The sequence below is a fragment of the Rhodococcus sp. BH4 genome (genome assembly GCF_002079265.1).
Lineage (GTDB): Bacteria > Actinomycetota > Actinomycetes > Mycobacteriales > Mycobacteriaceae > Rhodococcus_F > Rhodococcus_F qingshengii.
Genome location: NZ_CP014941.1, coordinates 2,585,175 through 2,610,228 on the forward strand (window position 1 = coordinate 2,585,175; position 25,054 = coordinate 2,610,228).

At 60.2% G+C, this 25,054-nt stretch carries 27 protein-coding genes; 20 read left to right on the plus strand and 7 right to left on the minus strand.

Annotated features, from left to right (window positions below; translation table 11 throughout):
• Positions 1–202: 202 nt before the first annotated feature.
• Positions 203–553, plus strand: a complete 351-nt coding sequence (locus A0W34_RS12020; RefSeq protein ID WP_081557721.1) for a hypothetical protein — start codon at positions 203–205, stop codon at positions 551–553.
• Between the two features lie 362 nt (positions 554–915).
• Positions 916–1,476, plus strand: coding sequence for a CAP domain-containing protein (locus tag A0W34_RS12025; protein ID WP_081557722.1), 561 nt, complete (start codon positions 916–918; stop codon positions 1,474–1,476).
• A 111-nt stretch (positions 1,477–1,587) separates the two neighbouring features.
• Here the strand turns inward: A0W34_RS12025 and A0W34_RS12030 are convergent, their stop codons facing one another.
• Positions 1,588–2,010, minus strand: coding sequence for a hypothetical protein (locus A0W34_RS12030; RefSeq protein ID WP_232330022.1), 423 nt, complete (start codon positions 2,008–2,010; stop codon positions 1,588–1,590).
• A 488-nt stretch (positions 2,011–2,498) separates the two neighbouring features.
• Here A0W34_RS12030 and A0W34_RS12035 point away from each other — a divergent pair, with 488 nt between their 5' ends.
• The gene (locus A0W34_RS12035; RefSeq protein ID WP_081557724.1) at positions 2,499–2,762 is read left to right on the plus strand and encodes a hypothetical protein; all 264 of its coding nucleotides are present in this window, start codon (positions 2,499–2,501) and stop codon (positions 2,760–2,762) included.
• Between the two features lie 128 nt (positions 2,763–2,890).
• Entirely contained in the window at positions 2,891–3,595 is a 705-nt protein-coding gene (locus A0W34_RS32765) for a hypothetical protein (protein ID WP_156888920.1), read from the plus strand.
• A gap of 729 nt (positions 3,596–4,324) precedes the next feature.
• Here the strand turns inward: A0W34_RS32765 and A0W34_RS12045 are convergent.
• Complete coding sequence (locus A0W34_RS12045) at positions 4,325–5,116, minus strand: transglycosylase domain-containing protein (RefSeq protein ID WP_165638301.1); 792 nt, start codon at positions 5,114–5,116, stop codon at positions 4,325–4,327.
• Between the two features lie 193 nt (positions 5,117–5,309).
• Between A0W34_RS12045 and A0W34_RS12050 the strand changes: the two genes are divergently transcribed.
• The 5 genes from A0W34_RS12050 to A0W34_RS12070 all read left to right on the plus strand — a co-directional run bounded on the left by A0W34_RS12050 (position 5,310) and on the right by A0W34_RS12070 (position 10,183).
• A complete protein-coding gene (locus A0W34_RS12050) occupies positions 5,310–5,666 on the plus strand; it encodes a YraN family protein (RefSeq protein WP_037130401.1) in 357 nt (118 codons plus the stop codon).
• Positions 5,666–7,174: a YifB family Mg chelatase-like AAA ATPase gene (locus A0W34_RS12055; protein ID WP_007734866.1), complete on the plus strand. Its 1,509-nt coding sequence runs from the start codon at positions 5,666–5,668 to the stop codon at positions 7,172–7,174. Before A0W34_RS12050 ends, A0W34_RS12055 begins: the two co-directional genes overlap by 1 nt.
• On the plus strand, positions 7,171–8,298 hold the full coding sequence (dprA, locus tag A0W34_RS12060) for a DNA-processing protein DprA (protein WP_063316579.1): 1,128 nt from the start codon (positions 7,171–7,173) through the stop codon (positions 8,296–8,298). Before A0W34_RS12055 ends, dprA begins: the two co-directional genes overlap by 4 nt.
• Before the next feature lie 461 nt (positions 8,299–8,759).
• Entirely contained in the window at positions 8,760–9,119 is a 360-nt protein-coding gene (locus A0W34_RS12065; RefSeq protein WP_003942721.1) for a histone-like nucleoid-structuring protein Lsr2, read from the plus strand.
• Positions 9,120–9,412: 293 nt separating this feature from the next.
• Complete coding sequence (locus A0W34_RS12070; protein WP_030535667.1) at positions 9,413–10,183, plus strand: siderophore-interacting protein; 771 nt, start codon at positions 9,413–9,415, stop codon at positions 10,181–10,183.
• Here A0W34_RS12070 and A0W34_RS12075 read toward each other — a convergent pair.
• On the minus strand, positions 10,180–11,352 hold the full coding sequence (locus A0W34_RS12075) for a multidrug effflux MFS transporter (protein WP_007734871.1): 1,173 nt from the start codon (positions 11,350–11,352) through the stop codon (positions 10,180–10,182). The two genes, A0W34_RS12070 and A0W34_RS12075, sit on opposite strands and share 4 nt — an antisense overlap.
• A gap of 84 nt (positions 11,353–11,436) precedes the next feature.
• On the opposite strand from A0W34_RS12075, the gene A0W34_RS12080 reads away from it, so the two are divergent.
• On the plus strand, positions 11,437–12,363 hold the full coding sequence (locus A0W34_RS12080; protein ID WP_003942767.1) for a tyrosine recombinase XerC: 927 nt from the start codon (positions 11,437–11,439) through the stop codon (positions 12,361–12,363).
• 123 nt (positions 12,364–12,486) lie between these two features.
• Complete coding sequence (locus tag A0W34_RS12085) at positions 12,487–13,596, plus strand: MinD/ParA family ATP-binding protein (RefSeq protein WP_081557727.1); 1,110 nt, start codon at positions 12,487–12,489, stop codon at positions 13,594–13,596.
• Positions 13,597–13,621: 25 nt separating this feature from the next.
• On the opposite strand, the gene A0W34_RS12090 is transcribed toward A0W34_RS12085, so the two are convergent.
• Positions 13,622–14,122, minus strand: coding sequence for a M23 family metallopeptidase (locus A0W34_RS12090; RefSeq protein ID WP_042924423.1), 501 nt, complete (start codon positions 14,120–14,122; stop codon positions 13,622–13,624).
• 307 nt (positions 14,123–14,429) lie between these two features.
• On the opposite strand from A0W34_RS12090, the gene rpsB reads away from it, so the two are divergent.
• From rpsB to A0W34_RS12120, 6 genes are all read left to right on the plus strand, one after another.
• Positions 14,430–15,287: a 30S ribosomal protein S2 gene (rpsB, locus tag A0W34_RS12095; protein ID WP_003942709.1), complete on the plus strand. Its 858-nt coding sequence runs from the start codon at positions 14,430–14,432 to the stop codon at positions 15,285–15,287.
• Positions 15,288–15,439: 152 nt separating this feature from the next.
• Positions 15,440–16,267 (plus strand): translation elongation factor Ts, encoded by an 828-nt coding sequence (tsf, locus tag A0W34_RS12100; protein WP_007734877.1) that lies wholly within the window; start codon positions 15,440–15,442, stop codon positions 16,265–16,267.
• A gap of 200 nt (positions 16,268–16,467) precedes the next feature.
• Positions 16,468–17,196: a UMP kinase gene (gene pyrH, locus A0W34_RS12105; protein ID WP_003942722.1), complete on the plus strand. Its 729-nt coding sequence runs from the start codon at positions 16,468–16,470 to the stop codon at positions 17,194–17,196.
• A gap of 43 nt (positions 17,197–17,239) precedes the next feature.
• Positions 17,240–17,797 carry a ribosome recycling factor gene (frr, locus tag A0W34_RS12110; RefSeq protein ID WP_003942777.1) on the plus strand — a complete coding sequence of 186 codons (558 nt, stop codon included), beginning with the start codon at positions 17,240–17,242 and terminating at the stop codon, positions 17,795–17,797.
• 48 nt (positions 17,798–17,845) lie between these two features.
• A complete protein-coding gene (locus tag A0W34_RS12115) occupies positions 17,846–18,742 on the plus strand; it encodes a phosphatidate cytidylyltransferase (RefSeq protein ID WP_003942673.1) in 897 nt (298 codons plus the stop codon).
• Between the two features lie 6 nt (positions 18,743–18,748).
• Positions 18,749–19,477 carry a class I SAM-dependent methyltransferase gene (locus A0W34_RS12120; RefSeq protein ID WP_081557728.1) on the plus strand — a complete coding sequence of 243 codons (729 nt, stop codon included), beginning with the start codon at positions 18,749–18,751 and terminating at the stop codon, positions 19,475–19,477.
• 79 nt (positions 19,478–19,556) lie between these two features.
• Here A0W34_RS12120 and A0W34_RS12125 read toward each other — a convergent pair whose 3' ends face one another.
• Together A0W34_RS12125 and A0W34_RS12130 are read right to left on the minus strand one after the other, a co-directional pair.
• Positions 19,557–20,399 (minus strand): HpcH/HpaI aldolase/citrate lyase family protein, encoded by an 843-nt coding sequence (locus A0W34_RS12125; protein WP_030535660.1) that lies wholly within the window; start codon positions 20,397–20,399, stop codon positions 19,557–19,559.
• A 95-nt stretch (positions 20,400–20,494) separates the two neighbouring features.
• Positions 20,495–20,905 carry a LapA family protein gene (locus A0W34_RS12130; RefSeq protein ID WP_073512295.1) on the minus strand — a complete coding sequence of 137 codons (411 nt, stop codon included), beginning with the start codon at positions 20,903–20,905 and terminating at the stop codon, positions 20,495–20,497.
• A 102-nt stretch (positions 20,906–21,007) separates the two neighbouring features.
• Here A0W34_RS12130 and rlmN point away from each other — a divergent pair, with 102 nt between their 5' ends.
• Positions 21,008–22,117, plus strand: a complete 1,110-nt coding sequence (gene rlmN / locus A0W34_RS12135; RefSeq protein WP_003942816.1) for a 23S rRNA (adenine(2503)-C(2))-methyltransferase RlmN — start codon at positions 21,008–21,010, stop codon at positions 22,115–22,117.
• A 78-nt stretch (positions 22,118–22,195) separates the two neighbouring features.
• Here rlmN and A0W34_RS12140 read toward each other — a convergent pair whose 3' ends face one another.
• On the minus strand, positions 22,196–22,465 hold the full coding sequence (locus A0W34_RS12140) for a DUF2631 domain-containing protein (RefSeq protein WP_003942762.1): 270 nt from the start codon (positions 22,463–22,465) through the stop codon (positions 22,196–22,198).
• A 120-nt stretch (positions 22,466–22,585) separates the two neighbouring features.
• Here A0W34_RS12140 and dxr point away from each other — a divergent pair, with 120 nt between their 5' ends.
• Positions 22,586–23,743, plus strand: a complete 1,158-nt coding sequence (dxr, locus tag A0W34_RS12145; protein ID WP_003942815.1) for a 1-deoxy-D-xylulose-5-phosphate reductoisomerase — start codon at positions 22,586–22,588, stop codon at positions 23,741–23,743.
• A gap of 7 nt (positions 23,744–23,750) precedes the next feature.
• Positions 23,751–24,968 (plus strand): M50 family metallopeptidase, encoded by a 1,218-nt coding sequence (locus A0W34_RS12150; RefSeq protein WP_042450803.1) that lies wholly within the window; start codon positions 23,751–23,753, stop codon positions 24,966–24,968.
• The last annotated feature ends 86 nt before the right edge of the window (positions 24,969–25,054 follow it).

Here is a 25,054-nt window from a genome sequence, read left to right on the forward strand (position 1 = left end):
AGTGCTTCGCGTCAGAGTTCAGCTGCGGCGGACTACGCGAGCTATTGCTGAACGAGTGCAGTCACTCCTGGCCTGTGGTCATTCGTCTATTGTGCAGGGTAACGCACGAGTTTTCCACAGGCCAGGATAGCTTCGCTATTGCGTTTTTGATTAGTTTGGCTCAAAGTTATTTGCATAGTAAATAAGCAGGAATCAATTCAATATGCGTTCATACGATCAACCTAATAAGAACCGCCGCGGCCTCGTAGTCTTTCTACCATTAATCGTCGCCTCCGTCGCCTCCGTCGCCGTCGCAGCCTTCAATCAAAAGACCGACCAACCAACTGGCCTCATAGTTCCGACTGAAACCTCGACACCAGCACCCGCGCAACAGAAGTCTTGGCGCAAGGTCATCGAGCTGTCCGGCTCGACAAGCAAGCACAATGACATCTTTCAGCTGAACAGCTCCAAGCAACGGATCACTTACACAGTGAACGGTGAGTACAGCCCGTTCGTGAACATCTATGTGATGACAGAGGGTAAGTCCCTCGACAAGAACGGCGGAATCCCTTAGGTCGCCATGGCTCCAGTATGTGGAGATACGCTGATGTACAAGGCATCTGGCGGCTACTACCTCGATGTTTCGGGGAATGGTGAGTGGACGGTGATCGTCGAGGAAGAGATCTAGGATGGGGACTTTTCCACAAACCCTCACAGTCGGACCTTTGCAATTCCGTATCTGCGGCGTCACTTACGACGGTGTCTATGGTCGTGCGTACTACGCCACCGTTAGTATTGAGTATCGCACTGACGAAGTCTCGGTCGTCGGTAGCGCTGCGGCGATAGACGCCGCACTTACTGTCAAAGGTAGTGGTCAATCAATGGATGATGCTGAGGTAGCAGCACTCGCTGAGATCAGCGCCTTGAGGGTAAGTCATGAAGTCTGGAAGCTTCAAATTCACACTCCGCCCACTCGACATCGTTGCGTTAATCATGCTGATCGGCGGAATCGGATTCGTAGGGATCTTGAATCTCGCTGGGGTGTTCACGGTCCACAGAACCGGACCAACGCTAGTTGAACCCGCCGCCGTCTCTACCGACGAAGTTATCCCGAATCCCCTCGAATCCTTGGTCAACGCCGAGCGAACCAAAGCAGGAAAACAACCCTTCACAACAAATGAAACGCTCAGATCGAGTGCGTGCGCCAAAGCGGATCACATGCTCGCACAGGACTATTGGGCGCATACCTCACCAGATGGCGTGACTTCCTGGACCTTCATCGAGAAGGCCGGCTACCGCTACACAACTGCGGGGGAGAACCTTGCGAAGTCATACCCCGACGATGCGAGTCTTGTTGCTGCCTGGATGAACAGTCCATCTCACCGAGAGTACGTACTTGGAGACTTCAAAGACCAAGGGATCTGCCAGAAGACTGCCACATTGCAAGGGAAGACGACGACGGTGACTGTGCAGCATGTTGGAGTGCGGTCACGCTGAAGCCTCTTGTGTACTAGATCAAATCTGCAATGTGTACGAACCCAGGTTGTTAGCCGTAAAGCCGTAGGAGATCGTTAAATACGCTCCTACGGCTTTTTGGCGGCCAGGTCGTTACGAGCGTTTTGCCATAGCCCGAGCCACTGTGAATGAGGTGACGCAGAGCGCAGCGCCACAGAGTAGGACGACCCAGAGGCCCCATCCGATCGAGGGTCCGATGGTCGATCGCAAGACAGTGGTTTCTTGGTTGGAGAGGTTCGCCGCGTCGACAATTGCGATGACAAGGGTGATTGCGCCTAGTGCAGGGGCAACCCACCGGTCGCCGAACTTGGCCTTGCCTCCCCTGGAAAGAATGCTGAAGAGTGCGATTGCCGCGATGACGCCGAGGATCATGGTCAACATGCCATCGCCGTCGATCCCTGCCTTCGAGAAGTTGAGGAAGGTCGCCCATGGTCCGAGACTGCCGACCACTATCCCGACGCACGCCAGTAGACCCGCGATCATGTTGGGCATGTAATTGGTAGGCAGTGCAGACAACACCGCTGCCTGCCCGACTGGGGGGACACCCGCGAAGTGTGGCGCCGGTGTTGGTTGCTGGATTTGTGGAGGAGGTTGTTGGTTACGGGCCCGCCATGCTTCCGCTGATGCCGGCTCGCGATTAGGCGGGCGATAGGGTTGATTAGTCATAGTGCCGTTTCTCTCAGTGCAGTGATTCGATAGAACTTGGAATGGATTGTAAAGCGCGTTCGTTTTCCAGGGACCAGAGTTGAAGTAAATAGGGAACCCGAGCGTTATTCGTAAAACTTCAACCTGAAAGTCGATATGTGTGGTAGTGACTAAATCGTCTCGCTGTCGTACGTTAAGAACATATGGGTAACCAACCAATCATGATCCGGCGCAGTCTCTTTGGTCTAGTTGGGCTGATTCTGGTTGGCCTTCTGATTGCTTGATTCATCTACGGTCTGGCGTGCTTCCTCCGCACTCAGAATCCACGGGACACGACACCGATTGCGATCCTCCAGTTGATGGAAGTAGTCGTCCTGATCTCCATAGCGGTAACGGCCATCGTCTACAACCTGCACTCCATGACGCTCAACGAGAGCGGCGTGATGATCAAGAACTGGGGGAGTCTGTTCTTCAGCAGCGAGACACACTGCGATTGGAATGAGATCGAAGACCTCAGCGTGCAGCGAGGGGGGCTGTTGGCGTTCGTTGGTGGTTACGGCAATTCTAATCCAGACAGCAGGCACCGAGACGAACCTTCGTTTCAACTACTGCCCACGTCCTGAGTACTGGCGTGACTACGTCGACCAACGCAGCGAGGCGTCGCCTCAGCTAGTTCAGAGTGTCTCGTAATCACGTTTGTCGGTTATGCCCTACTGTTTGACGACCAGACTTACTGCAAGGAGAAACCGACGTGGGATATCCCGCACCGCCAGGCGGACAGCAGCCTTTTCAACAACCATCACGTAACAACACTCCGCTGTTCATTGCGTTGGGTGTCTGTCTTGTGGTGATAGTGGCGCTTGCCGTTGTCGTGGTGGCGCTTACTCGCGGCAATACGGATGCGAGTCAGGCGGTATCTGCGCCTTCTTCATCGAACCAGGTTTTACCGGGGGCGAATGCAACACCTGGCTCAGTAACCGAAGTGGTGGAGACAACCGAGCCTCCATCAACGACGGCGGTGTCTGGTGCGGGTCTCTTTGACAAGCAGCAAGTGTCGCCAGGGATGTGCGAGTCCAACGGCGTCTGTCGAATCGCTAGTCCTAGTGGCAATTTCATGTGCTATATCACCCCGGACAGTGCGCACTGTTCAGCCCCACAAGGCGAGCCGCTCGTCACTGGATTGCTTGTCCCTCTAGATGGTGGATCGGATAGAGAGATTCCAGCCACGTCAATCTCCGTAGACAAGACAGGGAAGACCTCGGTCTACGCGATCACCGCTGGCGTATCGAAGATGGAAACCCGTGATCAGTTGCAGCCATACATCTTCCCGTACGGCAGCCAGATTCAGGTGCTGGGTTTCACGTGCGCAATGGATGCTGATACCGGGGTTAGCTGCCGCAATGATTCGACCGATACAGGGTTCTCGGTGACACGCCAGGGATACACGTTCTTCTGAGCGTTCCAAGATTTCATATCTAGTAGGGAGTGCAGTGTTGCGTAGGTCAACTGGCTACAGGTTCGCCGCGTCATTTGCGTTGATCGGATTGGCACTTGCGTCTGGGGTGGCTTGTTCATCCGATCAGGATGAAAACTCTGGCGTAAACCGATCCTGGCCGAACGGAATTGAGCGCGCTCCGGTGCCAGAAGACGGCGACGAGGGATTCGTTGACGCGAATGTGCGGGACTATCGAGAATCAGGCGTCTACCCGCGTGCGCGTGCACACGTCAGCTACGTTGCCGACTCCACCGATCCGGTCGTGATGCAAAATCTCGCAAAAGCTTGTATCCAGCACTATCTCCCCGACTTTCCAGGTGTTGATTGTCGGGTGTACCCAACCCAGGCTGACTTCGAAGTATTGCCCCCAGGAGCGGAAGAGATTCCAGTTGAGGATCTTTTGCGGCCGTGTTTCAGCGTTTTCGGCTACATTCCGCCGTCTGGAGGCGACTACAACTTCGTTCCCTTCGACGGAACTGGACCTCTCCCTCCCGAGTGCCCTAGCGCGGGGTGAACCTCAGCGGAATCCGTCTGAGATCAATCGCTCAGCAACGCTGTCAGGCATGGTCGAGCAAGAATCTTCGCCGCGATCTTCCGCGTGGTCGAGTGCGGAGTCGGGAATCCCCACGGTTGCAACCGTGCCTTCCCATCCACCAAGCGCAGCTATCGAACCAGGGTTGAACCTCGCGGCTATGTCCACCTTCTCAATCGCGAGCTGATCAGCATCGGGCCCGAGGTAGATCCCGCCGTCTGCTTCCCGTTCGATGTATGCGGGTAGAGGGAGTCTCCCGATAGTTGGTTGGCGTTGTACTCACTCATGAACCAAGGCGGGGTGTTGAAGTAGTACCAACTCGCAGCACAGACCCCGTAAAGGTCAGAACTGAACTGTGTGTAGTTGAGGTACAGCTCCAAGATCCGCTGGTCTGACATCGAGTAGCTGAACTCGGTCGCCATAATTGCTTCGAGTCCCTTACGGATAGCACTACGTCCAGGCCAGAGGAAGATGTTCTTCACCAACTGCTGGAGGATGGTTGATCCACCTACTCCAGCATTGCCGTCCATGTATTCCCTTGCCTTAGAGGTCAAGTCGCTGATCTCAAACCCACCAGCTCGCATACCAAGTCGCTGATCTTCGTGAGCGATTACTGCTGCAATCATGTATCGGCTGATGTGGTCGAGATCGACGTACTGATAAACGATCGGGCCTTCGTCTTGCACCATGAACGATGTCCGAGGTGGCGTGAACCATCGGTGTAAGAGGGTCATCATCTCCGAAAGCACTAGGGGAGTGAGCATTACGAGCGCAACGTATATCGTCCATCGACGCCAGCGGGGGCGATGCCTGCGGGTGGCCGGCAGGTGTTCCGGCTCGTAGATCTCGTACTCGGGTTCCGGTGTGTGTACCCGCTGAGACTCGGGGAGCAGATCGTCGAGGGAGAGTCCCCGTGACCTGTCGAAAGCTGTGGTGTTGGCGGTATCCATGGGTGGCCTCCCAATTCTCTGGAAAATCACGCACGGGACAAATAGCCAGTGCATGTTGAGTTTGTCCACAGGTTCTGAGTTGTCAACAGGTTGTTTTCGGATGGCTTGGTTTTGTGGTGGTGGGTTGAGGGTGGTGGTTGGGACGCGCTTCGTATGGGGCGGGCGCGCGGTCGTGTGAGTGGTGGGGGCTGCGATGGCGAGGAATATGGCGTTGGGGGCTCGGGGCGAGGATGTGGCTGTCGAGTTCCTGATCGATGCGGGTTTGGAGATTGTCGAACGCAATTGGCGTTGTCGGTACGGCGAGTTGGATGTTGTTGCGACGTCCGGTGATCGGATTGTGTTCGTGGAGGTGAAGACTCGGTCGGGTGTCGGGTACGGGAGTCCGGCGGAGTCGGTGACGTTCGCGAAGCAGCGTCGGATTCGGGTGTTGGCGATGCAGTGGCTCACTGATTCGGGTCGGTCGTGGTCGAGGGTGCGTTTTGATGTGGTGGCGGTGTTGATCGGTCGCGACGGTGTGCCTTCGGTCGAGCATTTTGTGGATGCGTTCTGATGGCGTTGGGGCGGGCGCATTCTGTTGCGGTCAGTGGTGTGGACGGGCAGATCGTGGAGATCGAGGCGGATATCGGGCGCGGGTTGCCTGCGGTGCATTTGGTGGGGCTGCCTGATACGGCGTTGCACGAGTCGCGTGATCGGATTCGAGCGGCGGTGACCAATTCTGGTGAGGAGTGGCCGGACAGCAAGGTGATTTTGGCGTTGTCGCCGGCGACGTTGCCGAAGGTGGGCAGTGTTTACGATTTGGCGTTGTCGTTGTCGGTTCTCGATGCGGCGAAGAAGTTGCCGCGGAAGTTGTTGCGGGAGACTGTGTTTTTGGGGGAGTTGGCGCTCGACGGTCGTTTGCGGACGGTGCGTGGTGTGTTGCCTGCGGTGCTTGCGGCGAAGCGGGCGGGGTGGGGGACTGTGGTGGTTCCGGCTCGGGCGTTGGCTGAGGCGGGCTTGGTGAAGGGGATCGAGGTGCTGGGCGCTGACGATCTGTCCGCGGTGATCGGGTGGTTGCGTGGGGAGTTGGCGCTTGCTGTTCCTGATGTTTTCGAGCGTGCTGGTGTGGTGGCGGTGCGGGATTTGAGTGAGGTTGTCGGGCAGACGGATGCTCGGTGGGCGATCGAGGTTGCTGCGGCGGGTGCGCATCATTTGATGTTGACGGGTCCGCCGGGGATCGGGAAAACGATGTTGGCGCAGAGGCTTCCGGGGATTCTTCCGCCGTTGACGGAGGGGGAGTCGTTGGAGGTGACGGCGATTCATTCGGTGGCGGGGGTGTTGCCGGAGGATCGGCCGTTGATCGATATGCCGCCTTTCATTGCGCCGCATCACAGTTCGTCGGTCAGTTCGCTGGTGGGTGGTGGTAGTGGGATGGCTCGTCCTGGTGCGGTCAGCCGCGCCCATCGCGGCGTGCTGTTTCTCGACGAATGTGCCGAGATCGGGGTGAAGGTGCTCGAAGCGCTACGCACACCACTCGAAGACGGGGAAGTGCGAATCGCCCGGCGGGACGGAGTTGCCCGGTACCCGGCGCGGTTCCAGCTGATCCTGGCCGCGAATCCGTGCCCATGCGCGCCGCCGCGAGACGCGGACTGCGTCTGCGCACCCGCGGCGCGTCGCCGTTACCTGGGGAAATTGTCTGGCCCGTTGTTGGACCGAGTCGACATCAGGGTCCGGATGCAGGCGGTAGCAACCGGAGCGCTGATCGACGAAGTGGGGGAAAGCACCAGCGATGTTCGTGCGCGCGTGGCGGCAGCTCGAGACACTGCGGCCCAGCGGTGGAGTGAGTACGGGTGGCGGACCAACGCGGAGGTACCAGGGCCGGCGTTGAGACAGAAGTTCAGACTCTCGCGTGCGGCGCTGGCGCCGGTGGAACGGGCGCTACGTAAAGGGGTGATCACAGCTCGAGGGGCGGACCGAGCGTTGCGGGTTGCCTGGAGTGTCGCCGATCTGGCAGGTGAGGCGATGCCCGGACCAGATCAAGTTGTCACCGCACTCGACTTCCGCGACAGGGGATTCCAATGACTGCACACGACCCACGACTACTTGCCTGGGCATATCTGTCCCGCGTCGTGCAAGGGCCCAGCGCGTATATGTCCATGTTGATCGACGAGCTCGGGGTCGAAGAAACTGCGAGGGCGGTTCGCAACGGCGATCTGCCACCCGCGATCGAGGAGAAGACGCGAGCCCGCGCTCACATCGACACAGCCCAACGAGACCTCGACCTGATGGAGGCGATGGGTGGCAGACTCGTAACACCGAACTGCGCCGATTGGCCGGCGTGGCGAATGCTTTCCTTTGACGGACTCGATCCCTCCGGGGGTGAGACGGCACCATTTGTGTTGTGGGTGTTGGGGTCCGGGGATTTGGTTGATCTGACCGAGAGATCGGTTGGAATTGTGGGCACGCGGGCATCTACTGCGTACGGCGAACACGTCACGGCAGAGATTGCCGGTGACCTGGCTGTCGACGGGTGGACCGTGATTTCCGGGGCGGCCTTCGGTATCGACGGGGCCGCGCACCGCGCTGCATTGGGCGTAGGTGGAACCACACTGGCTGTCTTGGCCTGTGGGGTCGATCGAGCGTATCCGTCAGGGCATGCGCGACTACTCAAACAGATAGCGAGTTCGGGTGCAGTGATAAGTGAATATCCACCGGGCACAACACCTGCAAAGTTCCGGTTTCTGGCAAGGAATCGACTGGTAGCTGCGTTGTCGGACGGAGTAGTGGTGGTCGAGGCGGGTTGGCGCAGTGGTGCACGCAATACCGCCAATTGGGCTCGGAAGTTAGGCCGTCCCGTGATGGCGGTGCCCGGACCGGTTACCTCGGCATCGTCGACCGGATGCCACCGGATGATCCGAGAAGGTGAAGCGCAACTCGTGTCCAATGCCGTGGATGTAGTCGAAGCGTCAGGCCCATTTGGTGTCGGGGATTCCGCGGAGGATGCGGCCGCGACGCGTGACATCGACGCATTGCGAGGCAATTCTCGATTGGTATACGAAGCATTGCCGGGAACGGGGTCTCGCAGTACGCGTGAGTTGTCCGAGGAATCGGGATTGCTCATAGCTCAGGTTCGTGCCACTCTTCCTCTGCTCGAACTGGAGGGATTTGCAAGTTCTGATTCGAGTGGTTGGTTTCGGACGCGGTAGTACGTGAACTACTTCTGCGCCCGTCAGACCATGCGTGGCGATGCTCACTAATCGTTTGCGAAGACCGTGAATCGGCAATACCCGCAGCGCATCGGAAATGGCACGTCAGGGCTATTTTTCACGAATTTGCTCGACTGTGTGCAATGTAATTCTCGATGCGTTTCGCCGACCCGACCTGCAAGTTCGACGGGTCTCAGGAAAGCCTCAGGTCAATGTGCATGGAAGTCCGATTAGTCTGGATCACGATGACGGCGGGCATTGATTGACACCCGGCATCCGAGGGATGAATGTGCAGAATTTTCAGGGTCGTGTTCGGTCGAGGCAATGCCGCTAACCCGCTGCTAATTCGGACCATTGAGTCTGTTCGGAAACGGTGAAGGCTTTCGAACTTCTTTTGTTCATCAACGCTCTATCTGTGTATTGTGAAGGAGAATTGAATCGATCATTGAAAGAGGAGTGCAATGGCTGAGAAGCTGATTCGGCAACTCATCGACGACCTTGATGGTAAGCCGATTGACGATGGATTCGGTGATCGAATTGAGTTCTCTTACCAGGGAACGGATTACGTGATCGATCTGCGCGCCACCAATGCAGAGAAGTTCGACGCTGCGGTGAAGCCGTTCGTCGAGGCTGCTGCGAAGGTGAGCGGGAAGCGCGGCAAGAAGGCTCAGGCTGCATCTCCGCAGGCCACATCAGGTTCCGGACGCTCCAAGGAGACGCTCCAGGCCATCCGTGACTGGGCAGGTAAGAACGGTTACGAAGTTGCTCCGCGTGGGCGTATCAAAGCGGAAATCATCGACGCTTTCGACGCTGCACACTAGATTGAATTAAATACACCTCTGGCTCTCGGCGAACTCGCCGGGAGCCAGAGGTGTATTTTACTGTTGCTTTGCCGAGTTCTCGGACAGCTTTGTCCGACAGGTCGTCCGTGTGAAGCAGATCAAATAATTCGTCTAAACAGCACCGAATTTACCCAGCAGATTGGTCGGTTTCTTTCGCTCTGTACAAAGGTCGACAGAGCGCTGTGTGGAGTCGCCGGCGAGGTATTTCGCCCTCGTGCTGCAATTGTCGTGTACATTAGTTAGGTAACACTAACTTTCGGAAGGATCTTTCTGTGGCCAAGCCGACAACTGCATTGACGGTTCTGCGGACCGAACAATTGACCCCCCATATGGTACGAGTGTTTCTCGGGGGACCAGGCTTCGAGTCGTTCACTCCCAGCGAATACAGCGATTCCTATGTAAAGATCGAATTCGGCACTCCTGATCAGCCGACACTGCGCACCTACACGATTCGTTCGTACGATCTTGATGCCAAAGAGATTGCAATCGATTTTGTCGTCCACGGCGACATGGGTGTCGCAGGTCCGTGGGCCGCGTCAGTTCAGCCGGGCGCTGAGATTACTCTGCGGGGACCTGGTGGCGCGTTTTTGCCGTCACCAACCGCTGATTGGTATCTCTTCGTCGGAGACGAGACCGCAATACCCGCTATTTCCGCGTCGATAGCGCGATTGGCGCCGAATGCGGTCGGCTACGCCGTTGTCGAAGTCGGGGGACCGGAAGACGAAATCGCGCTCGATGCCCCAGAAGGTATTGCCGTGACCTGGCTACATCGCGGGGCATCGTCCGATGCGGTCGGCGAAGAATTAGCGGGCGACAACGCTCCGGTTGTCGCCGCGGTCAAGGCACTCGAATGGTTGCCGGGCGAACCGCACGTGTTCATTCACGGTGAAGCACAAGCCGTCATGCACAACCTCCGACCGTACATTCGCAAGGAACGAAATGTCCCGGCGTCGGCTGCTTCTATTTCCGGCTATTGGCGTCGTGGTCGCACCGAAGAGGGCTTCCGGGTCTGGAAGTCCGAACTCGCCGCGGCCGAAAACTAACTCGCGGCGGCCGTGCCGCGAGTCAGCAACACGAGCGCAACGGCCGCGAGAACTCCGAAGGTGGGAATTGCGATTGCCATCGGAACTGCCGTGTCTTCTCCCGCAATTCCCACCAACGGCGAAACCAGCGCCGCCAAGCCGAACTGGCCCGCTCCCATCAGCGCTGAACCGGTCCCGGCCGCGTTGGTGACCTCTCCTTGGGCGAGAGCGGTCGCATTGCCCATGATGAACCCGATGCTCGAAATTGCCACGAACAGTGGGACCAAGATCAACCAGGTATTCGTGGAACTGAAAACCACGCTGGTGCAGAACAATACGGCGCCGCCCATGAGGAGTAGGCACACCCCGAAACGCAGCAGCGTGCGTGCTCCGACGCGACCGAGCAGGCGAGTGGTGATCATCGCTGCCGTGACCATTCCGGTGGCGTTCACTGCGAACGCGATCGAGAATTGTGACGGACTCAGCCCGAGAACGTTTTGAACGACGAACGGTGACGCGGAGATGTACGCGAACAAGGCGCCGAATCCGAAGACGAATGCGAGCGCATATCCGAGGTAGTGCCGATTGCGGACCACGTATCGCAGATTCGAGATCAGGGCCTTCAATCCGCCGCCGTGGCGTCGCTCGGGCGGAAGTGTCTCGGGAACGAGCAAAACGACACCAGCCACCATTACAGCGCCCGCGACCGCCAGGACCCAGAAGATCCCGCGCCACCCGACGGGGCCGAGAAGTGCGCCGCCGATCAGTGGCGCGACCACGGGAGCGATACCGCCGATGATCATCATGATGCTGAAGAGCTTCGCTGCGTCGTCGCCGCGCGCTCGGTCGGCAATACAAGCGCGGGCAAGAACGATGGCAGCGCCTCCACTCAAGCCCTGGACGAGTCGTGCACCGATGAGAAACTCGATGTTCGGCGCCACCGCGCATGCCGCGCCGCTCAGTGCCGTGATGATTGTCGCGGCCAGCAGTATTCGTCGCCTGCCAAGTCCGTCGGAGATCGGACCGATGATCAGCTGGCCGATTCCGAGGCCTGCCATGAAGGTGGTCAGCGTGAGCTGCACGCTGGCCGCAGTAGTGTCGAGTGCATCCGCCATCAACGGTAGGCCGGGCAGGTACATGTCGATGGACAGTGGAGCGATTGCGGAAATCAGTGCCAGTACGCACAACATCTTCAGAGGAATTGCTCGATTCACCGATCAACCCTATCGGCGAGGGAGCTTGCAGTTTCAATCGCGGCGAGCGAGCGTGTGTTCATGACTGACGCATTGCCGGCGAGCTTGAGCGTTCACCTCGATGCGTATGCCGAGCACCTCCGACTGAGCCGAGGCCGGTCGGAACACACGATCCGCGCCTACGTCGGTGACGCGCGGGCATTGCTGACCCATTTCTCCGCGGGTTCGGAGAATGCAGATCTCGACCGCCTCGACCTAAGTGTCATGCGTTCGTGGTTGGCCGCCCAGAATGCCGTAGGAACAGCCCGTACGACGGTAGCTCGACGGGCTTCTTCGGCGCGTGGGTTCACTGCGTGGCTCGCGCAGACCGGACGCATTTCCGTCGACCCGGGCACACGTCTGGCGGCTCCACCAGCTCGCCGGACGCTGCCGACGGTGCTGCGTCAGAGCCAGGCCCTCGACGCAATGGATGCGGCGGAAAGCGGTGCGCAGCAACAAGAGCCGCTCGCCCTGCGAGACCGACTCATCGTGGAATTGTTGTACTCCACCGGAATTCGCGTCGGCGAGTTGTGTGGACTGGACGTCGAGTCGGTCGATGCCGATCGACGTTTGCTTCGTGTTCTCGGCAAGGGGAACAAGGAGCGGTCGGTGCCATACGGCCTGCCCGCAGAATCGGCACTGAACGGCTGGCTGGAGCACGGACGACCCGCGCTGTGTTCGGATCGGTCCGGGCGAGCGTTGCTCCTCGGAGTTCGAGGCGGCCGGCTCGATCAGCGTCAGGCGCGTTCGGTGGTCCACGAAACCATGGCTGCAATTCCTGGGGCTCCCGACATGGGTCCGCACGGGCTTCGGCACTCGGCTGCGACACATTTGCTGGAGGGTGGTGCGGACCTTCGTGTGGTCCAAGAACTCCTCGGTCATGCGAGTTTGGCGACCACTCAGCTGTACACGCACGTGTCGGTCGAACGGCTTCGATCCGTCCACGATCAGGCCCATCCGCGCGCCTGATTTGTGGAGCGACGCGAGTTCTCGGCCGGTATTTGGTAGCGTCGCAGCTCAGAAGAGTGAACAATCGGCAAAGTTCGATCGTCGTATCGAGACACTCGATTACATGCGATATCCGGGGGATTCGTGAACCGCCAAGATGTGAAGCACCTGCCGAACAGCGGCCAACCAGCCTGGCTGTCCGAATCGCCGCAACCGGCTCCCGAGCCGGCGCCGACGCCGGAGCCTGTGGCGCGACTGCAAGAGGTCTGGTCCACGCCACCGCCACCGCCGAGCCAACAGCAGGTGACAAACCAGGATCTGGTTGCCGAAGCTTTACTGAAACGCCCGAAACGGACGCCGCGTGGCGGCTGGCGTAGGGGATTGCATCGTGCGACCGGAGGTGTGGTCAATCTGGGGGATTCGACCAACGAACAGCGCAACCGTGCACTGGCCGCCCGAATCGAGCAGCCGATCCGCAACGACTACCGAGTCGCTCTGCTCTCGCTCAAAGGGGGAGTGGGCAAGACGACTGTCACGGTCGGACTCGGCGCGACGTTTGCTTCGCTGCGTGGTGACTGCGTCGTGGCGGTTGACGCCAATCCCGATTTCGGGACTTTGGCACAACGTGTTCCGCTGCAGACCAATTCGACAGTGCGCGATCTGATTGCTGCTAGACCGGACATAAAGAGCTATTCGGACGTTCGAGTGCACACATCCCAGTCGTCGAGTCGTCTCGAGGTGCTGGCGAGTGAGCAGGATCCGGCGATTTCGGAGGCATTCAGCGAGGCCGACTATCGCCAGGTCATCGACATCTTGCAGGTCTACTACAACATCATCCTCACTGATTGCGGTACCGGGATCATGCACTCGGCGATGAACGGCGTTCTGGATCTTGCCAATTCGTTGGTTCTGGTCAGTTCGCCGGCAATCGACGGAGCGCGCAGTGCGGCGGCAACGCTCGATTGGCTTCAGTTGCACGGATACGGCCATCTGGTCGAGCGGACCGTCGTCGTCATCAGCGCCGCCCGACCAGGGTCGAGCGTCATCGACATGGACGCGTTGGTGGACTATTTCATGCGTCGATGCCGCGCCGTCGAGGTCATTCCTTTCGACGAGCATCTCGCGGAGGGGTCGGTGATGGACCTCGAATTGATGCGACCGGCCACCAGACGAGCGTTCATGGAACTGGCAGCGATGGTGGCCGACGACTTCGCGGACGCTGTGGGTCGGCACGCCGTCTCCGAGTGGCACTGATTCTGCGACCGATTTCTGCGACCGATCAGCCTCCTTTCAATGGCTTGAGCCTGAGCGGTTGCGACCGAACCAGTCCGAGTGGATCGAGATACTCGCGTCCTCTGCGCAAGCCCCAGTGCAAACATGCTTCGACAGCGCACCCTTCGTGCCCGGTTTCAAGGGTTCCGATCACTGACCTGGCTGCGACGCGTTCACCTGTGCGAACGACTGCGGTGACGGGTTCGTAGGTCGTGCGTAGGCCGCCGGAATGATCTATCGACACCGTCGGCTTTCCGGCGACCACTCCCGCGAACACCACGATGCCGTCGCCGGCCGCGAGGACGGATTGGCCGGCGCTGCCGCCGAGATCGACCCCGCGATGACCCGGCAGCCAGTTCTCGGCCGGTTTGTCGAAAGCGCGTTCCACGTGCGGCCGAGGAGCGAGCGGCCAGTCGAATCGCGTGTCTGCTGACGCCGTGCCTACGGCGACACAGCAGGAGATCACGGCAAATACCACGCCTCGTCGAGCTCCGCGCAAGATCGTCATTCCTTGATCTTGCGTGGAGTAGCGCACGCTTCAATGCAGATCAGACGGGTAATCCACAAGGTAGCCGCCGATCCACAACCGCCGGTTCGGTCTGTTGCTACCGGGGTGGTTATGGCATCGGGGGACGAGGACGTACACTTGTCGAGCGGTCTGTGCTCGCACAGTCCGACTTCGCGCGCCCGCGCACGTTTTCCGGCCTCGGCTGGTCCTGGTTCTCACGAAACAGGTCCGACGGCCGTGCGGGTGCCAGGGCAGGGATCACCCGATCGCCTGCATCAACCGGATTGAAAGTTTGAGGTACACAGCCATGGCTGTCGTAACCATGAAGCAGATGCTCGATAGTGGAACCCACTTCGGACATCAGACCCGTCGCTGGAACCCGAAGATGAAGCGATTCATCTTGACCGACCGCAACGGCATCTACATCATCGACCTCCAGCAGACGCTGACGTACATCGACAAGGCGTACGAGTTCGTCAAGGAGACCGTTGCCCACGGCGGCACCGTTCTCTTCGTCGGTACCAAGAAGCAGGCGCAGGAGTCCATCGCTTCCGAAGCGACTCGCGTCGGAATGCCCTACGTCAACCAGCGTTGGCTCGGCGGCATGCTCACCAACTTCACCACCGTTCACAAGCGTCTGCTTCGCCTCAAGGAGCTCGAGGCAATGGAGCAGACCGGTGGATTCGAAGGTCGCACCAAGAAGGAAATCCTCATGCTCACGCGTGAGATGACCAAGCTGGATCGCACCCTCGGTGGTATCCGCGACATGGCCAAGGTTCCTTCCGCGGTGTGGATCGTCGACACCAACAAGGAGCACCTGGCAGTTGCCGAGGCTCGCAAGCTGAACATCCCGGTCATCGCGATCCTGGACACCAACTGCGACCCCGACCTCGTCGACTACCCGATCCCGGGCAACGACGACGCCATCCGTTCCGCAGCACTGCTGACCAAGGTTGTCGCTTCCGCGGTTGCCGAAGGTGTGCAGGCACGTGCAGGACTGAGCGCCGACAAGGACGCGAAGCCCGAAGCCGGCGCAGGCGAGCCCCTCGCCGAGTGGGAGCAGGAACTGCTCTCGCAGGCAGCTCCGGCCGCAGAGGCTGAGGCAGCTCCGGCTGCAGAGGCTGAGGCAGCCCCCGCCGCAGAGGCACCGGCCACCGAGGCCTGATTCGTTGAAACCGGCCCTGACCAAGAGTTCTTTTGGTCAGGGCCGTTTCACCGTTAGGCCCGAGCACCACCGTCAGGCCGTGCTTCACCGTTAGGCCGTGCTTCACCGTTAGTCCTAGGTCCGAAACAGACACATGAGGAGGCTCGCTAATCATGGCGAACTACACCGCCGCTGACGTCAAGCGGCTCCGTGAGCTCACCGGCTCCGGAATGATGGCATGTAAGAACGCACTCGCAGATGCAGACGGCGATTTCGACAAGGCCGTCGAGCAGCTGCGCATCAAGGGCGCGAAGGATGTCGGAAAGCGCGCAGAGCGCACCACCGCTGAGGGTCTCGTCGTCGCCAAGGACGGCGTCATGATCGAGATCAACTGCGAGACCGACTTCGTCGCCAAGAACGACGAGTTCATCAAGCTGGCCGACGAGATCGTGACCGTCGCTGCTGCTGGTAAGCCTGCTGACCTCGACGCTCTCAAGGCGCTCGAGCTCGACGGCAAGACCATCGACACCGTCATTGCGGAGCAGTCCGCGAAGATCGGTGAGAAGCTCGAACTGAGCCGCGTCGCTTCCTTCGACGGCCCCGTTGCCGTTTACCTGCACAAGCGCAGCTCCGACTTGCCGCCCGCTGTCGGCGTTCTCGTCGAGTACACCGGTGAAGGCGATGCTGCTGCTGAGGCCGCTCGCGGCGCTGCAATGCAGGTCGCAGCACTCAAGGCGAAGTACGTCACGCGTGACGAGGTTCCCGAGGAGATCGTCGCTTCCGAGCGTCACATCGCCGAAGAGACCGCCCGCGCAGAAGGCAAGCCCGAGCAGGCACTGCCGAAGATCATCGAAGGCCGCGTCAACGGTTACTTCAAGGACGTCGTTCTGACCGAGCAGTCTTCGGTCACGGACTCCAAGAAGACCGTCAAGGCGATCCTCGACGAGGCAGGCGTGACCATCAAGCGCTTCGTGCGTTTCGAGGTCGGCGCCTCCGCTTAATTCGGAGCCCGCACACATGGACCCCGCCTGAAGAGCATTTGCTCTACCGGCGGGGTCTACGTGTACCTGGGGCCTCCGATGAGGCAGGATGAGAGTGCCTCGGGACGAGTCCCGGGGGCTTTCCTATGCCGCGGTGTCCGATTCGGCGGCAGAAGAAGAATGAAGGACCTACAAGGTCTTGTATCGAACTGAGGAGAACAATGTCCGAACCAGCCAACGAACGTCCAGGATTCAAGCGGGTCCTGCTCAAACTCGGCGGCGAAATGTTCGGAGGCGGCAAAGTCGGTCTCGATCCCGACGTGGTCACCAAGGTGGCTGAGCAGATCGCAGAGGTCGTTCGATCGGGCGTACAGGTTGCAGTGGTCATCGGCGGCGGAAACTTCTTCCGCGGAGCGGAACTGCAGCAGCGTGGCCTCGATCGCGCGCGCTCCGACTACATGGGCATGCTAGGCACCGTCATGAACTGCCTCGCTCTGCAGGATTTCCTGGAGAAGGCGGGCGTCGATTCTCGCGTGCAGACGGCCATCACCATGGGCCAGGTCGCCGAGCCGTACCTCCCCCTTCGCGCACGCAGGCACCTCGAGAAGGGGCGCGTAGTCATCTTCGGTGCCGGGATGGGTATGCCCTACTTCTCGACTGACACCACTGCTGCGCAGCGCGCGCTGGAGATCGGTGCCGAGGTAGTGCTGATGGCCAAGGCTGTCGACGGCGTCTACTCGGCCGACCCGCGTCTCGATCCGGACGCGACAATGTACGAACAGATCACGCACCGTGAGGTCATCGAACGTGAGCTCAAGGTCGCGGACGCGACGGCATTCAGCCTGTGCATGGACAACTCGATGCCGATGATGGTGTTCAACCTCCTCACCGAAGGAAACATCGCTCGCGCGGTGTCCGGTGAGAAGATCGGCACCCTGATCAAGTCGTGAGTGACACCCAAAAAATGATGCAGAACAACATGGAGGAACAGCCGTGATCGATGAAGCGCTCTTCGAGGCAGAAGAGAAGATGGAAAAGGCTGTCACGGTAGCCAAGGACGATCTCGGCTCGGTTCGCACCGGACGCGCGAACCCCGGTATGTTCTCGCGCATCGTGATCGACTACTACGGTTCGATCACGCCGATCACGCAGCTCGCGAGCATCAACGTCCCCGAGGCCCGCATGGTCATCGTCAAGCCGTACGAGGCTTCGCAGCTCAACGCGATCGAGACGGCGATCCGCAACTCGGATCTCGGTGTGAACCCGTCCAACGACGGCAGCATCATCCGCATTTCGGTTCCGCAGCTCACGGAAGAGCGTCGACGTGAACTGGTGAAGCAGGCCAAGTCCAAGGGCGAGGATTCGAAGGTCACGCTGCGCAACATCCGCCGCAAGGCGATGGACGAACTCGGCCGGATCCAGAAGGACGGTGAAGCCGGCGAGGACGAGGTCGGTCGCGCAGAGAAAGAACTCGACAAGACCACGGCGAAGTACGTGCACACGGTCGAGGAACTCGTCAAGCACAAGGAAGCAGAGTTGATGGAGGTATAGCCTCCTCATTTGCAGTGTTTGTCGTCGGGAGTAGATCAGGGAGTTTGGGTGCACGCACAAGAGGGAACCGCCGGTGGTCCCGTCACGGACGGGCCTACGGGCGGCGCTGAGGGCGCGCAACCGCCGAAGTCGAAGGCGGGCAGGAACCTACCTGCCGCCATCGGCGTCGGAGCTGGCCTCGGCGCCTTGGTCATCGGCACTTTGATCTTCTTGCCCCCGGGATGGATCGCTGTCGTCGCGATCGCGATGTTCATCGCGACGTGGGAGGTCACCACGCGGCTTCGTGAAGCCGACATCGAGGTGCCGCGAATTCCGCTTCTCGTCGGCGGGCAAGCCACGATCTGGCTCGGCTGGCCGTGGGGACCGGTCGGGGTGCTCAGCGGATTCACCGCAACCGTCCTGGTGTGCATGGTGTGGCGGTTGTTCGACCACGGGCTCAAAGCGACCCCGAAGAACTTCCTGCGAGACACCTCCATCACGGTGTTCGTTCTGGCGTGGATCCCGCTGTTGGCGTCATTCGGTGCGTTGATGGTGCTCGAAGACGACGGCCCCGGTCGCGTCTTCGTCTTGATGATCGGTGTCGTGTGCTCCGACATCGGCGGCTACGCGGCTGGAGTGCTGTTCGGGAAGCATCCGATGGTGCCCGCTGTGAGCCCGAAGAAGTCCTGGGAGGGATTCGTCGGATCCCTCATTTTCTGCGTCATCGGCAGTTTGCTTTCGGTGACGTTGATCCTCGACGCGAATTCGATGATCGGCGTCCTGCTCGGTGTCGTCCTGGTGGTAGTCGCGACGGTCGGCGACCTGATCGAATCGCAGATCAAGCGTGAACTCGGCATCAAGGACATGGGAACCTTGCTTCCCGGCCACGGCGGAATCATGGACCGCCTGGATTCACTCCTGCCGTCGGCATTTGTCACCTGGCTGATTCTGTACGCACTCGTCTGATTTCTCGTGCGTGATTTCTTCTCAGGCCGTTCCAAGCCGATCCCCAGTCCGAACATCTGGCATTGGCCGGACGTGTACGAAATCGAGAACCGTGCGCAGGACGTCGACGGTTCCCTCTGGGCCGCGATGCGAGCCCAGGTCGACTGGTCTGGACGCGATGTCGTCGATGTCGGCTGTGGGGCGGGGTTCCATCTACCGGAGTTCGCTCGTACTGCCCGTCGTGTTGTCGGAGTGGAGCCGCACGCACCGCTGGTGAAGGCCGCGCGGGAACGAACCCGCGATTCGGCGTCGATCGACGTAGTCCAGGGTTCAGCAGAGTCGACGGGTCTGGTGGATGCTTCAGTCGATCTCGTCCATGCCCGTACGGCGTACTTCTTCGGAAAAGGCTGCGGCCCGGGAATTCGTGAAGCAATGCGCATCCTGAGGCCCGGGGGAGCCCTGCTGATCGTGGATCTCGATGTGAGCGCCGCCCCGTACGGGGAGTGGATGAGGGCGGATCTGCCCAAATACGATCCCGCGGCGGTCGAAGCGTTCTTCGAGGCTCAAGGATTCTCGCTCACGCGCGTCGAGACCCGGTGGGAGTTCGAGAATCGAGACGATATGCGGCGGGTACTCGGAATCGAGTTCACCGAGAAGACTGCCGAGCGTGCGTTCTCGCAAGTAACGGGATTGGGCTTCACGGTGCGATACCGGATCCATGTTCGGTCCAAACCACGATCACTCGAACTTGCGTGAAGGCGGGCTCAAAAGACGAACGTCAGGCGCTCCGACTTGAGCGCCTGACGTTTTCTGCACCGATTCAGTAGTAAAAAAATCAGTGATCGGTGGGGATGTGGAACAGGGTGGCGAGCTTGTGAATCTTCTTCGCCTTGGCGAGCTTGGGCAAGTCGCTGCCGTCGCGCACGCGTGAGCCGTCTTCGCCGAGATCGTCGATGACATTCTGAGCCCAGATCGCGTCGGCTACAGAGGGACTCAGTCCTGCGTTGACGGGGGCAGTCTGCGCGGTGGTCATGCAGAGTTTGCCGGCCATGCCGAGTGACAAGGTGATCGCACAGTCTCGGGCGAGCAGATCCAGATCGGGGCCGAGCGTGGGACCGTCGATCGGCGGAGCGATGCGTGCCGCGCGGCTGGCGATGGTGAGCCGCGAACGCGGGTACGACATCGACGTGGGGGAGTCGTCCATCCCAGTGTCGCGCCGGAAGTCGCCGCTGCCGAATGCGAGACGGAAGATGCCGTCAGTGCGTGCGATCTCGGGCGCAGCCTCGAGTCCCACCGCGGATTCGACGAGAGCAAGAATCTTGGTGCCGTCGGGAAGTCGCTCGGCCGTGGCGTCGGCCTGCTGACCGCTTTCGGTCTTTGCGAGCATGACACCCTCGAGTCCGGGGAGGCCCGCGAGTACGGCCAGATCCTCTTCCCAGAACGGTGTCGTGGCGTCGTTGATCCGAACCCAGGCGTGATTGTGTTCGCTCAGGAATGCGGCGACATCGCGGCGGGCAGCTGGTTTGTTGGGTGCGGTGACGGCATCCTCGAGGTCGAGAATGACGGCGTCGGCCGCACTCGCGAGTGCGGCGTCGAAGGTGTCCGGTTTGGACGCGGGGACGAGGAGCCAGGATCTTGCCTGCTGCGGGGCAATTCGCGAGGTCACAGGTCTCTCCATGTGAGTAGTCACATCAGGGCCTTTCCGGTGATTTCCACGACATCAATGATGCCTGCTGGCCCATCGATCGACCCAATTGCGTAACTAGATTTCAGTCACATCTGCCGCTTCGCTGCGCGCCGGATCTGAATGATGCGAACGCCGCCTGCCAACGCCATGATCAATGCGCCCGCGATGGCGGAAAGCAGGATCGTGATTCCGAGCGGAAAGTCGATCTGCCAGGCGAGGATCTTGACGGAGACGCTCTCGAGGTTCTGCAGGATGAACACCAGCAGTAAGATCAACACGATTGCACCTATGACCAGGCCAACCCAGGTCGTGGCGGCTCTGGTTCGGTCGGTGACCGACGTTCCGGTCGGCACCGGTTCAGGCGTCGGTGTCGGTTCCGGATCGTGTTTTTCCACTGCCTTGTTCTCGTCCACCTTCGGAAGTTCCGGATCGGGGCCGAAACCGTCGGCTGGGCCGTACACGGGGGAATTCGACGGATCCTCTGGTGTGGTTGACATGACATGATCATCACTCAACCTGCGCGAAGTTGCACGGGTAATCCGGCCACAATCGGGTGGCAGTGGGGTAGCACCCCAAAACAATGGGACAATGGTGTAACTATGGCTGCCTCTCTTCCCCTCGTTTTCACTGCACCCAAGCGCGGAATGCCTCCACGGCACCTCGCCGATCTCGATTCCGCCGAGCGCAAAGAAGCGGTGAAAGAGCTCGGCCTTCCGGCTTTCCGGGCCGATCAGCTGGCGCGTCAGTACTACGCGCGGCTGGAAGCCGATCCGGAGAAGATGACCGATCTCCCCGCATCGGTGCGCGAGAAGGTGGGGGAGTCGCTGTTCCCGACCTTGTTGACCCCGATCAAGCACCTCGCGTGCGATTCGGGCGACACTCGCAAGACCCTGTGGAAGGCACATGACGGAACGCTGCTCGAAAGCGTCTTGATGCGCTATCCCGACCGGGCAACACTTTGCATCTCGAGTCAGGCAGGCTGCGGAATGGCCTGCCCGTTCTGTGCGACGGGTCAGGGCGGCCTCGACCGCAACCTCTCGACCGCCGAGATCGTCGATCAGGTTCGCGAGGCAGCGGCCGCCATGCGCGACGGTGAAGTCGCCGGCGGCCCCGGACGCCTCTCGAACGTCGTGTTCATGGGTATGGGCGAGCCTTTGGCGAACTACAAGCGTGTGGTGGCAGCGGTACGACGGATCACCTCGCCTGCACCCGACGGCCTCGGCCTGTCTCAGCGGTCCGTCACGGTCTCGACCGTCGGCCTCGCTCCCGCTATCCGCAAGCTCGCTGACGAAGGCCTGAGCGTCACGCTGGCGGTATCGCTGCACACACCGGACGACGAACTGCGCGACACTCTTGTCCCGGTCAACAATCGCTGGTCAGTGTCGGAGGTACTTCAGGCTGCCCGGTACTACGCAGACAAGACCGGTCGCCGTGTGTCCATCGAGTACGCGATGATCAAGAACGTCAACGATCAGCCGTGGCGCGCGGACATGCTGGGCAAGAAGCTGAAGAAAGCACTTGGCGGGTTGGTGCACGTCAACCTGATTCCGCTCAACCCGACTCCGGGCAGCGAGTGGGACGCGAGCCCCAAGGACGTCGAGCGTGAGTTCGTGCGTCGGGTCATCGCCCAGGGCGTCTCGTGCACGGTGCGCGATACGCGCGGTCAGGAAATCGCCGCAGCCTGTGGCCAGCTGGCAGCCGAGAACTGAAACGTTCCAGGCCTGAAACACGTAAAGAGAAGGCCTCCACGAACTTTCGTTCGTGGAGGCCTTCTCTTTGTCAGGTTTCTAGCGCGGGCGGCGACGGATGACGATGTCGCGGACCAGAATGAAGATCATCAATCCGGCGGTGCCGATGAGCCACAGATCCTCGACCTTGCCGTGATGGTTTCCGATCATCATCAGAAGCAGGAATATTGCGAAGAACCATCCGAGGAAACGGAAAAACTTGAGTCCTTCACCACTCCACCCCCATGCGGCAGAGGGAACCTCGGCCTCATCGACGTGCGAGACCACGACGGGGGCGCTGGACTTGACGTCCAACTGGGTATCGGCCACGGTCGATCCTCCTGCTCATTCGGTTGCACTACTGCCCAATATGGTGACATACGACTGCCTGTCGTACGTAGTTGGGCGTCGATAAGGTTGTTCTCAGGTGTTATCAGGAACAATGGGCGAGTGCAGGAAACCACACGTACCCGCGTCCTCCTCCTCGGCAGTACCGGTTCGATCGGTACCCAAGCGCTGGAGGTCATCGCTGCCAACCCCGACCGTTTCGAAGTAGTCGGTCTTGCAGCGGGCGGCAACAACGTCGAGTTGTTGGCCGAACAGATTCGTGCAACCGGCGTCACGGACGTCGCCGTCGCCGATCCTGCAGCGGCATCGGCGCTGGAATCGGTAACCGCCCGTTCGGGACCGAGCGCCGTGACAGAACTGGTTCGGGACAGCGGTGCCGATGTTGTCCTCAATGCGCTCGTCGGTTCGTTGGGACTCGAACCGACACTGGCGGCTTTGAACTCGGGAGCGCGCCTGGCGCTGGCGAACAAGGAATCGCTTGTCGCCGGCGGAGCGCTGGTGACGAAAGCCGCCGCCCCCGGTCAGATCGTGCCGGTCGACTCGGAGCATTCGGCGCTTGCCCAGTGCCTACGTGGTGGAACAGGCGACGAGGTGGCCCGGTTGGTTCTCACCGCTTCGGGTGGGCCGTTCCGTGGCTGGAGCGCCGAGGATCTCGAAAGTGTGAATCCGGCTCAGGCAGGTGCGCACCCCACCTGGTCGATGGGCCCCATGAACACCCTCAACTCGGCAACTCTGGTCAACAAGGGCCTCGAGTTGATCGAGACGAACCTGCTGTTCGGGATCGACTACGACCGCATCGACGTCACCGTGCATCCGCAGTCGATCGTGCATTCCATGGTGACCTTCTTCGACGGATCGACGCTGGCACAGGCGAGTCCACCGGACATGAAGCTCCCGATTGCTCTCGCTCTCGGCTGGCCGGACCGCATCGAAGGTGCGGCGTCGGCATGCGACTTCACCACCGCCTCCACCTGGGAATTCGAGCCGCTCGATTCGTCGGTGTTCCCCGCCGTCGATCTGGCGCGAAGCGCAGGCAAATCCGGAGGTTGCTTCACCGCGATCTACAACGCGGCCAACGAAGTGGCGGCTCAGGCATTCCTCGACGGTGTCATTTCCTTCCCGGCGATCGTCCGCACGGTGGCTGCTGTTCTCGACGATGCAGGTCAATGGTCCGCAGAACCGGTTACCGTGGACGACGTTCTGGCCGCAGACGGCTGGGCACGCACACGAGCGCGTCAGCTCGTGAAGCAGGAGGGCTAGAGCTTTCATGGTTTTTGCACTGGGCGTAGTGCTGTTTGCCCTCGGCATCGGCGTGTCCATCGCCCTGCACGAAGCCGGTCACATGTGGACGGCCAAGGCTTTGGGAATGAAGGTTCGCCGCTACTACATCGGCTTCGGACCGAAGATCTTCTCGTTCCGTCGAGGTGAGACCGAGTACGGCCTCAAGGCGCTGCCGCTGGGCGGATTCTGCGACATCGCGGGCATGACGGCCCTCGACGAGATGACGCCTGAAGAAGAGCCGCACGCGATGTACAAGAAGGCGGCGTGGAAGCGCGTCGTCGTCATGTCCGGCGGTATCGCGATGAACTTCATTCTCGGGTTCCTCCTGATCTACGCATTGCTCCTCGGTTGGGGTCGAACCAGTACGGAGCCGGCACCGCCTGTTGTCAAGGGCGTGACGTGTGTTGCTCCGACGCAGCTCGGACAGGATCAGGGGTGGAAACTCGCGGATTGCACCGGTACCGGCCCGGCGGAGGCAGCCGGAATTGCTGCCGGCGATCGGATCGTCGCGGTGGACGGTCAACCGACGGACACTTTCGCCAAGGTTTCCGCGGCGATCCGCGACAAGTCCGGGACAGTCACGCTCACAGTCGAGCGCGGCGACGAGACTGTCCAAGTTCCGGTCGACGTATCGCCGGTTGAGCGTTACGTAGCCAAAGACGGCAGCACAACGCCGGAACTGGCAAAGGTAGGCGCTGTCGGAATTGAGGGTGTCAGCAATCTGATCGAGTACAACGCGCTCACTGCTGTTCCGGCGGCCTTCGACTTCACCGGCCAGATCATGGTCGACTCGGTAAAGGCGTTGGCTGACATTCCGTCGAAGGTGGGGGCTCTGTGGGAGTCGATCACGGGCGGCGAACGCGCCCAGGACACACCGATCAGCGTGGTTGGTGCCAGCGTGATCGGTGGCGAGGCCGCAGATCGAGCCGAGTGGCCGATGTTCGTCGGACTGCTCGCATCGATCAACTTCTTCCTCGGTGTTTTCAACATCCTGCCGCTGTTGCCGCTCGACGGCGGTCACATCGCGGTGGTCTTCTACGAGAAGATCCGTGATTGGTTCCGCGCCCGCCGAGGCTTGATTCCCGGCGGCCCGGTCGACTACACCAGACTCCTTCCGATTACTTACGTATTCATCGTGATCGGTGGCGCGTTCATGTTGCTGACACTCACGGCTGACATCGTCAATCCGATCAAGATCTTCTGACCGTGTGAGAAGGGTGACGGTTGCCGCGCGGTAGTGCGGCGATCGCCCGGCTAAACTTGCAGTGAAGCTATGAAAGAAGGCACAGA

What these genes read in the sequence shown, in the direction of transcription:
- A0W34_RS12055 (WP_007734866.1), top strand. Translation starts at nt 5,666, where the DNA reads ATGGCGTTGGGGCGGGCGCATTCTGTTGCGGTCAGTGGTGTGGACGGG.
- A0W34_RS12075 (WP_007734871.1), bottom strand. Translation starts at nt 11,352, where the DNA reads ATGTTGTGCGTACTGGCACTGATTTCCGCAATCGCTCCACTGTCCATC.
- A0W34_RS12090 (WP_042924423.1), bottom strand. Translation starts at nt 14,122, where the DNA reads ATGACGATCTTGCGCGGAGCTCGACGAGGCGTGGTATTTGCCGTGATC.
- rpsB (WP_003942709.1), top strand. Translation starts at nt 14,430, where the DNA reads ATGGCTGTCGTAACCATGAAGCAGATGCTCGATAGTGGAACCCACTTC.
- A0W34_RS12065 (WP_003942721.1), top strand. Translation starts at nt 8,760, where the DNA reads ATGGCTGAGAAGCTGATTCGGCAACTCATCGACGACCTTGATGGTAAG.
- A0W34_RS12050 (WP_037130401.1), top strand. Translation starts at nt 5,310, where the DNA reads ATGGCGAGGAATATGGCGTTGGGGGCTCGGGGCGAGGATGTGGCTGTC.
- dprA (WP_063316579.1), top strand. Translation starts at nt 7,171, where the DNA reads ATGACTGCACACGACCCACGACTACTTGCCTGGGCATATCTGTCCCGC.
- A0W34_RS12125 (WP_030535660.1), bottom strand. Translation starts at nt 20,399, where the DNA reads ATGGAGAGACCTGTGACCTCGCGAATTGCCCCGCAGCAGGCAAGATCC.
- pyrH (WP_003942722.1), top strand. Translation starts at nt 16,468, where the DNA reads ATGTCCGAACCAGCCAACGAACGTCCAGGATTCAAGCGGGTCCTGCTC.
- A0W34_RS12025 (WP_081557722.1), top strand. Translation starts at nt 916, where the DNA reads ATGAAGTCTGGAAGCTTCAAATTCACACTCCGCCCACTCGACATCGTT.
- A0W34_RS12130 (WP_073512295.1), bottom strand. Translation starts at nt 20,905, where the DNA reads ATGTCAACCACACCAGAGGATCCGTCGAATTCCCCCGTGTACGGCCCA.
- tsf (WP_007734877.1), top strand. Translation starts at nt 15,440, where the DNA reads ATGGCGAACTACACCGCCGCTGACGTCAAGCGGCTCCGTGAGCTCACC.
- rlmN (WP_003942816.1), top strand. Translation starts at nt 21,008, where the DNA reads ATGGCTGCCTCTCTTCCCCTCGTTTTCACTGCACCCAAGCGCGGAATG.
- A0W34_RS12080 (WP_003942767.1), top strand. Translation starts at nt 11,437, where the DNA reads ATGACTGACGCATTGCCGGCGAGCTTGAGCGTTCACCTCGATGCGTAT.
- A0W34_RS12045 (WP_165638301.1), bottom strand. Translation starts at nt 5,116, where the DNA reads ATGGATACCGCCAACACCACAGCTTTCGACAGGTCACGGGGACTCTCC.
- A0W34_RS12020 (WP_081557721.1), top strand. Translation starts at nt 203, where the DNA reads ATGCGTTCATACGATCAACCTAATAAGAACCGCCGCGGCCTCGTAGTC.
- A0W34_RS12035 (WP_081557724.1), top strand. Translation starts at nt 2,499, where the DNA reads ATGGAAGTAGTCGTCCTGATCTCCATAGCGGTAACGGCCATCGTCTAC.
- A0W34_RS12150 (WP_042450803.1), top strand. Translation starts at nt 23,751, where the DNA reads ATGGTTTTTGCACTGGGCGTAGTGCTGTTTGCCCTCGGCATCGGCGTG.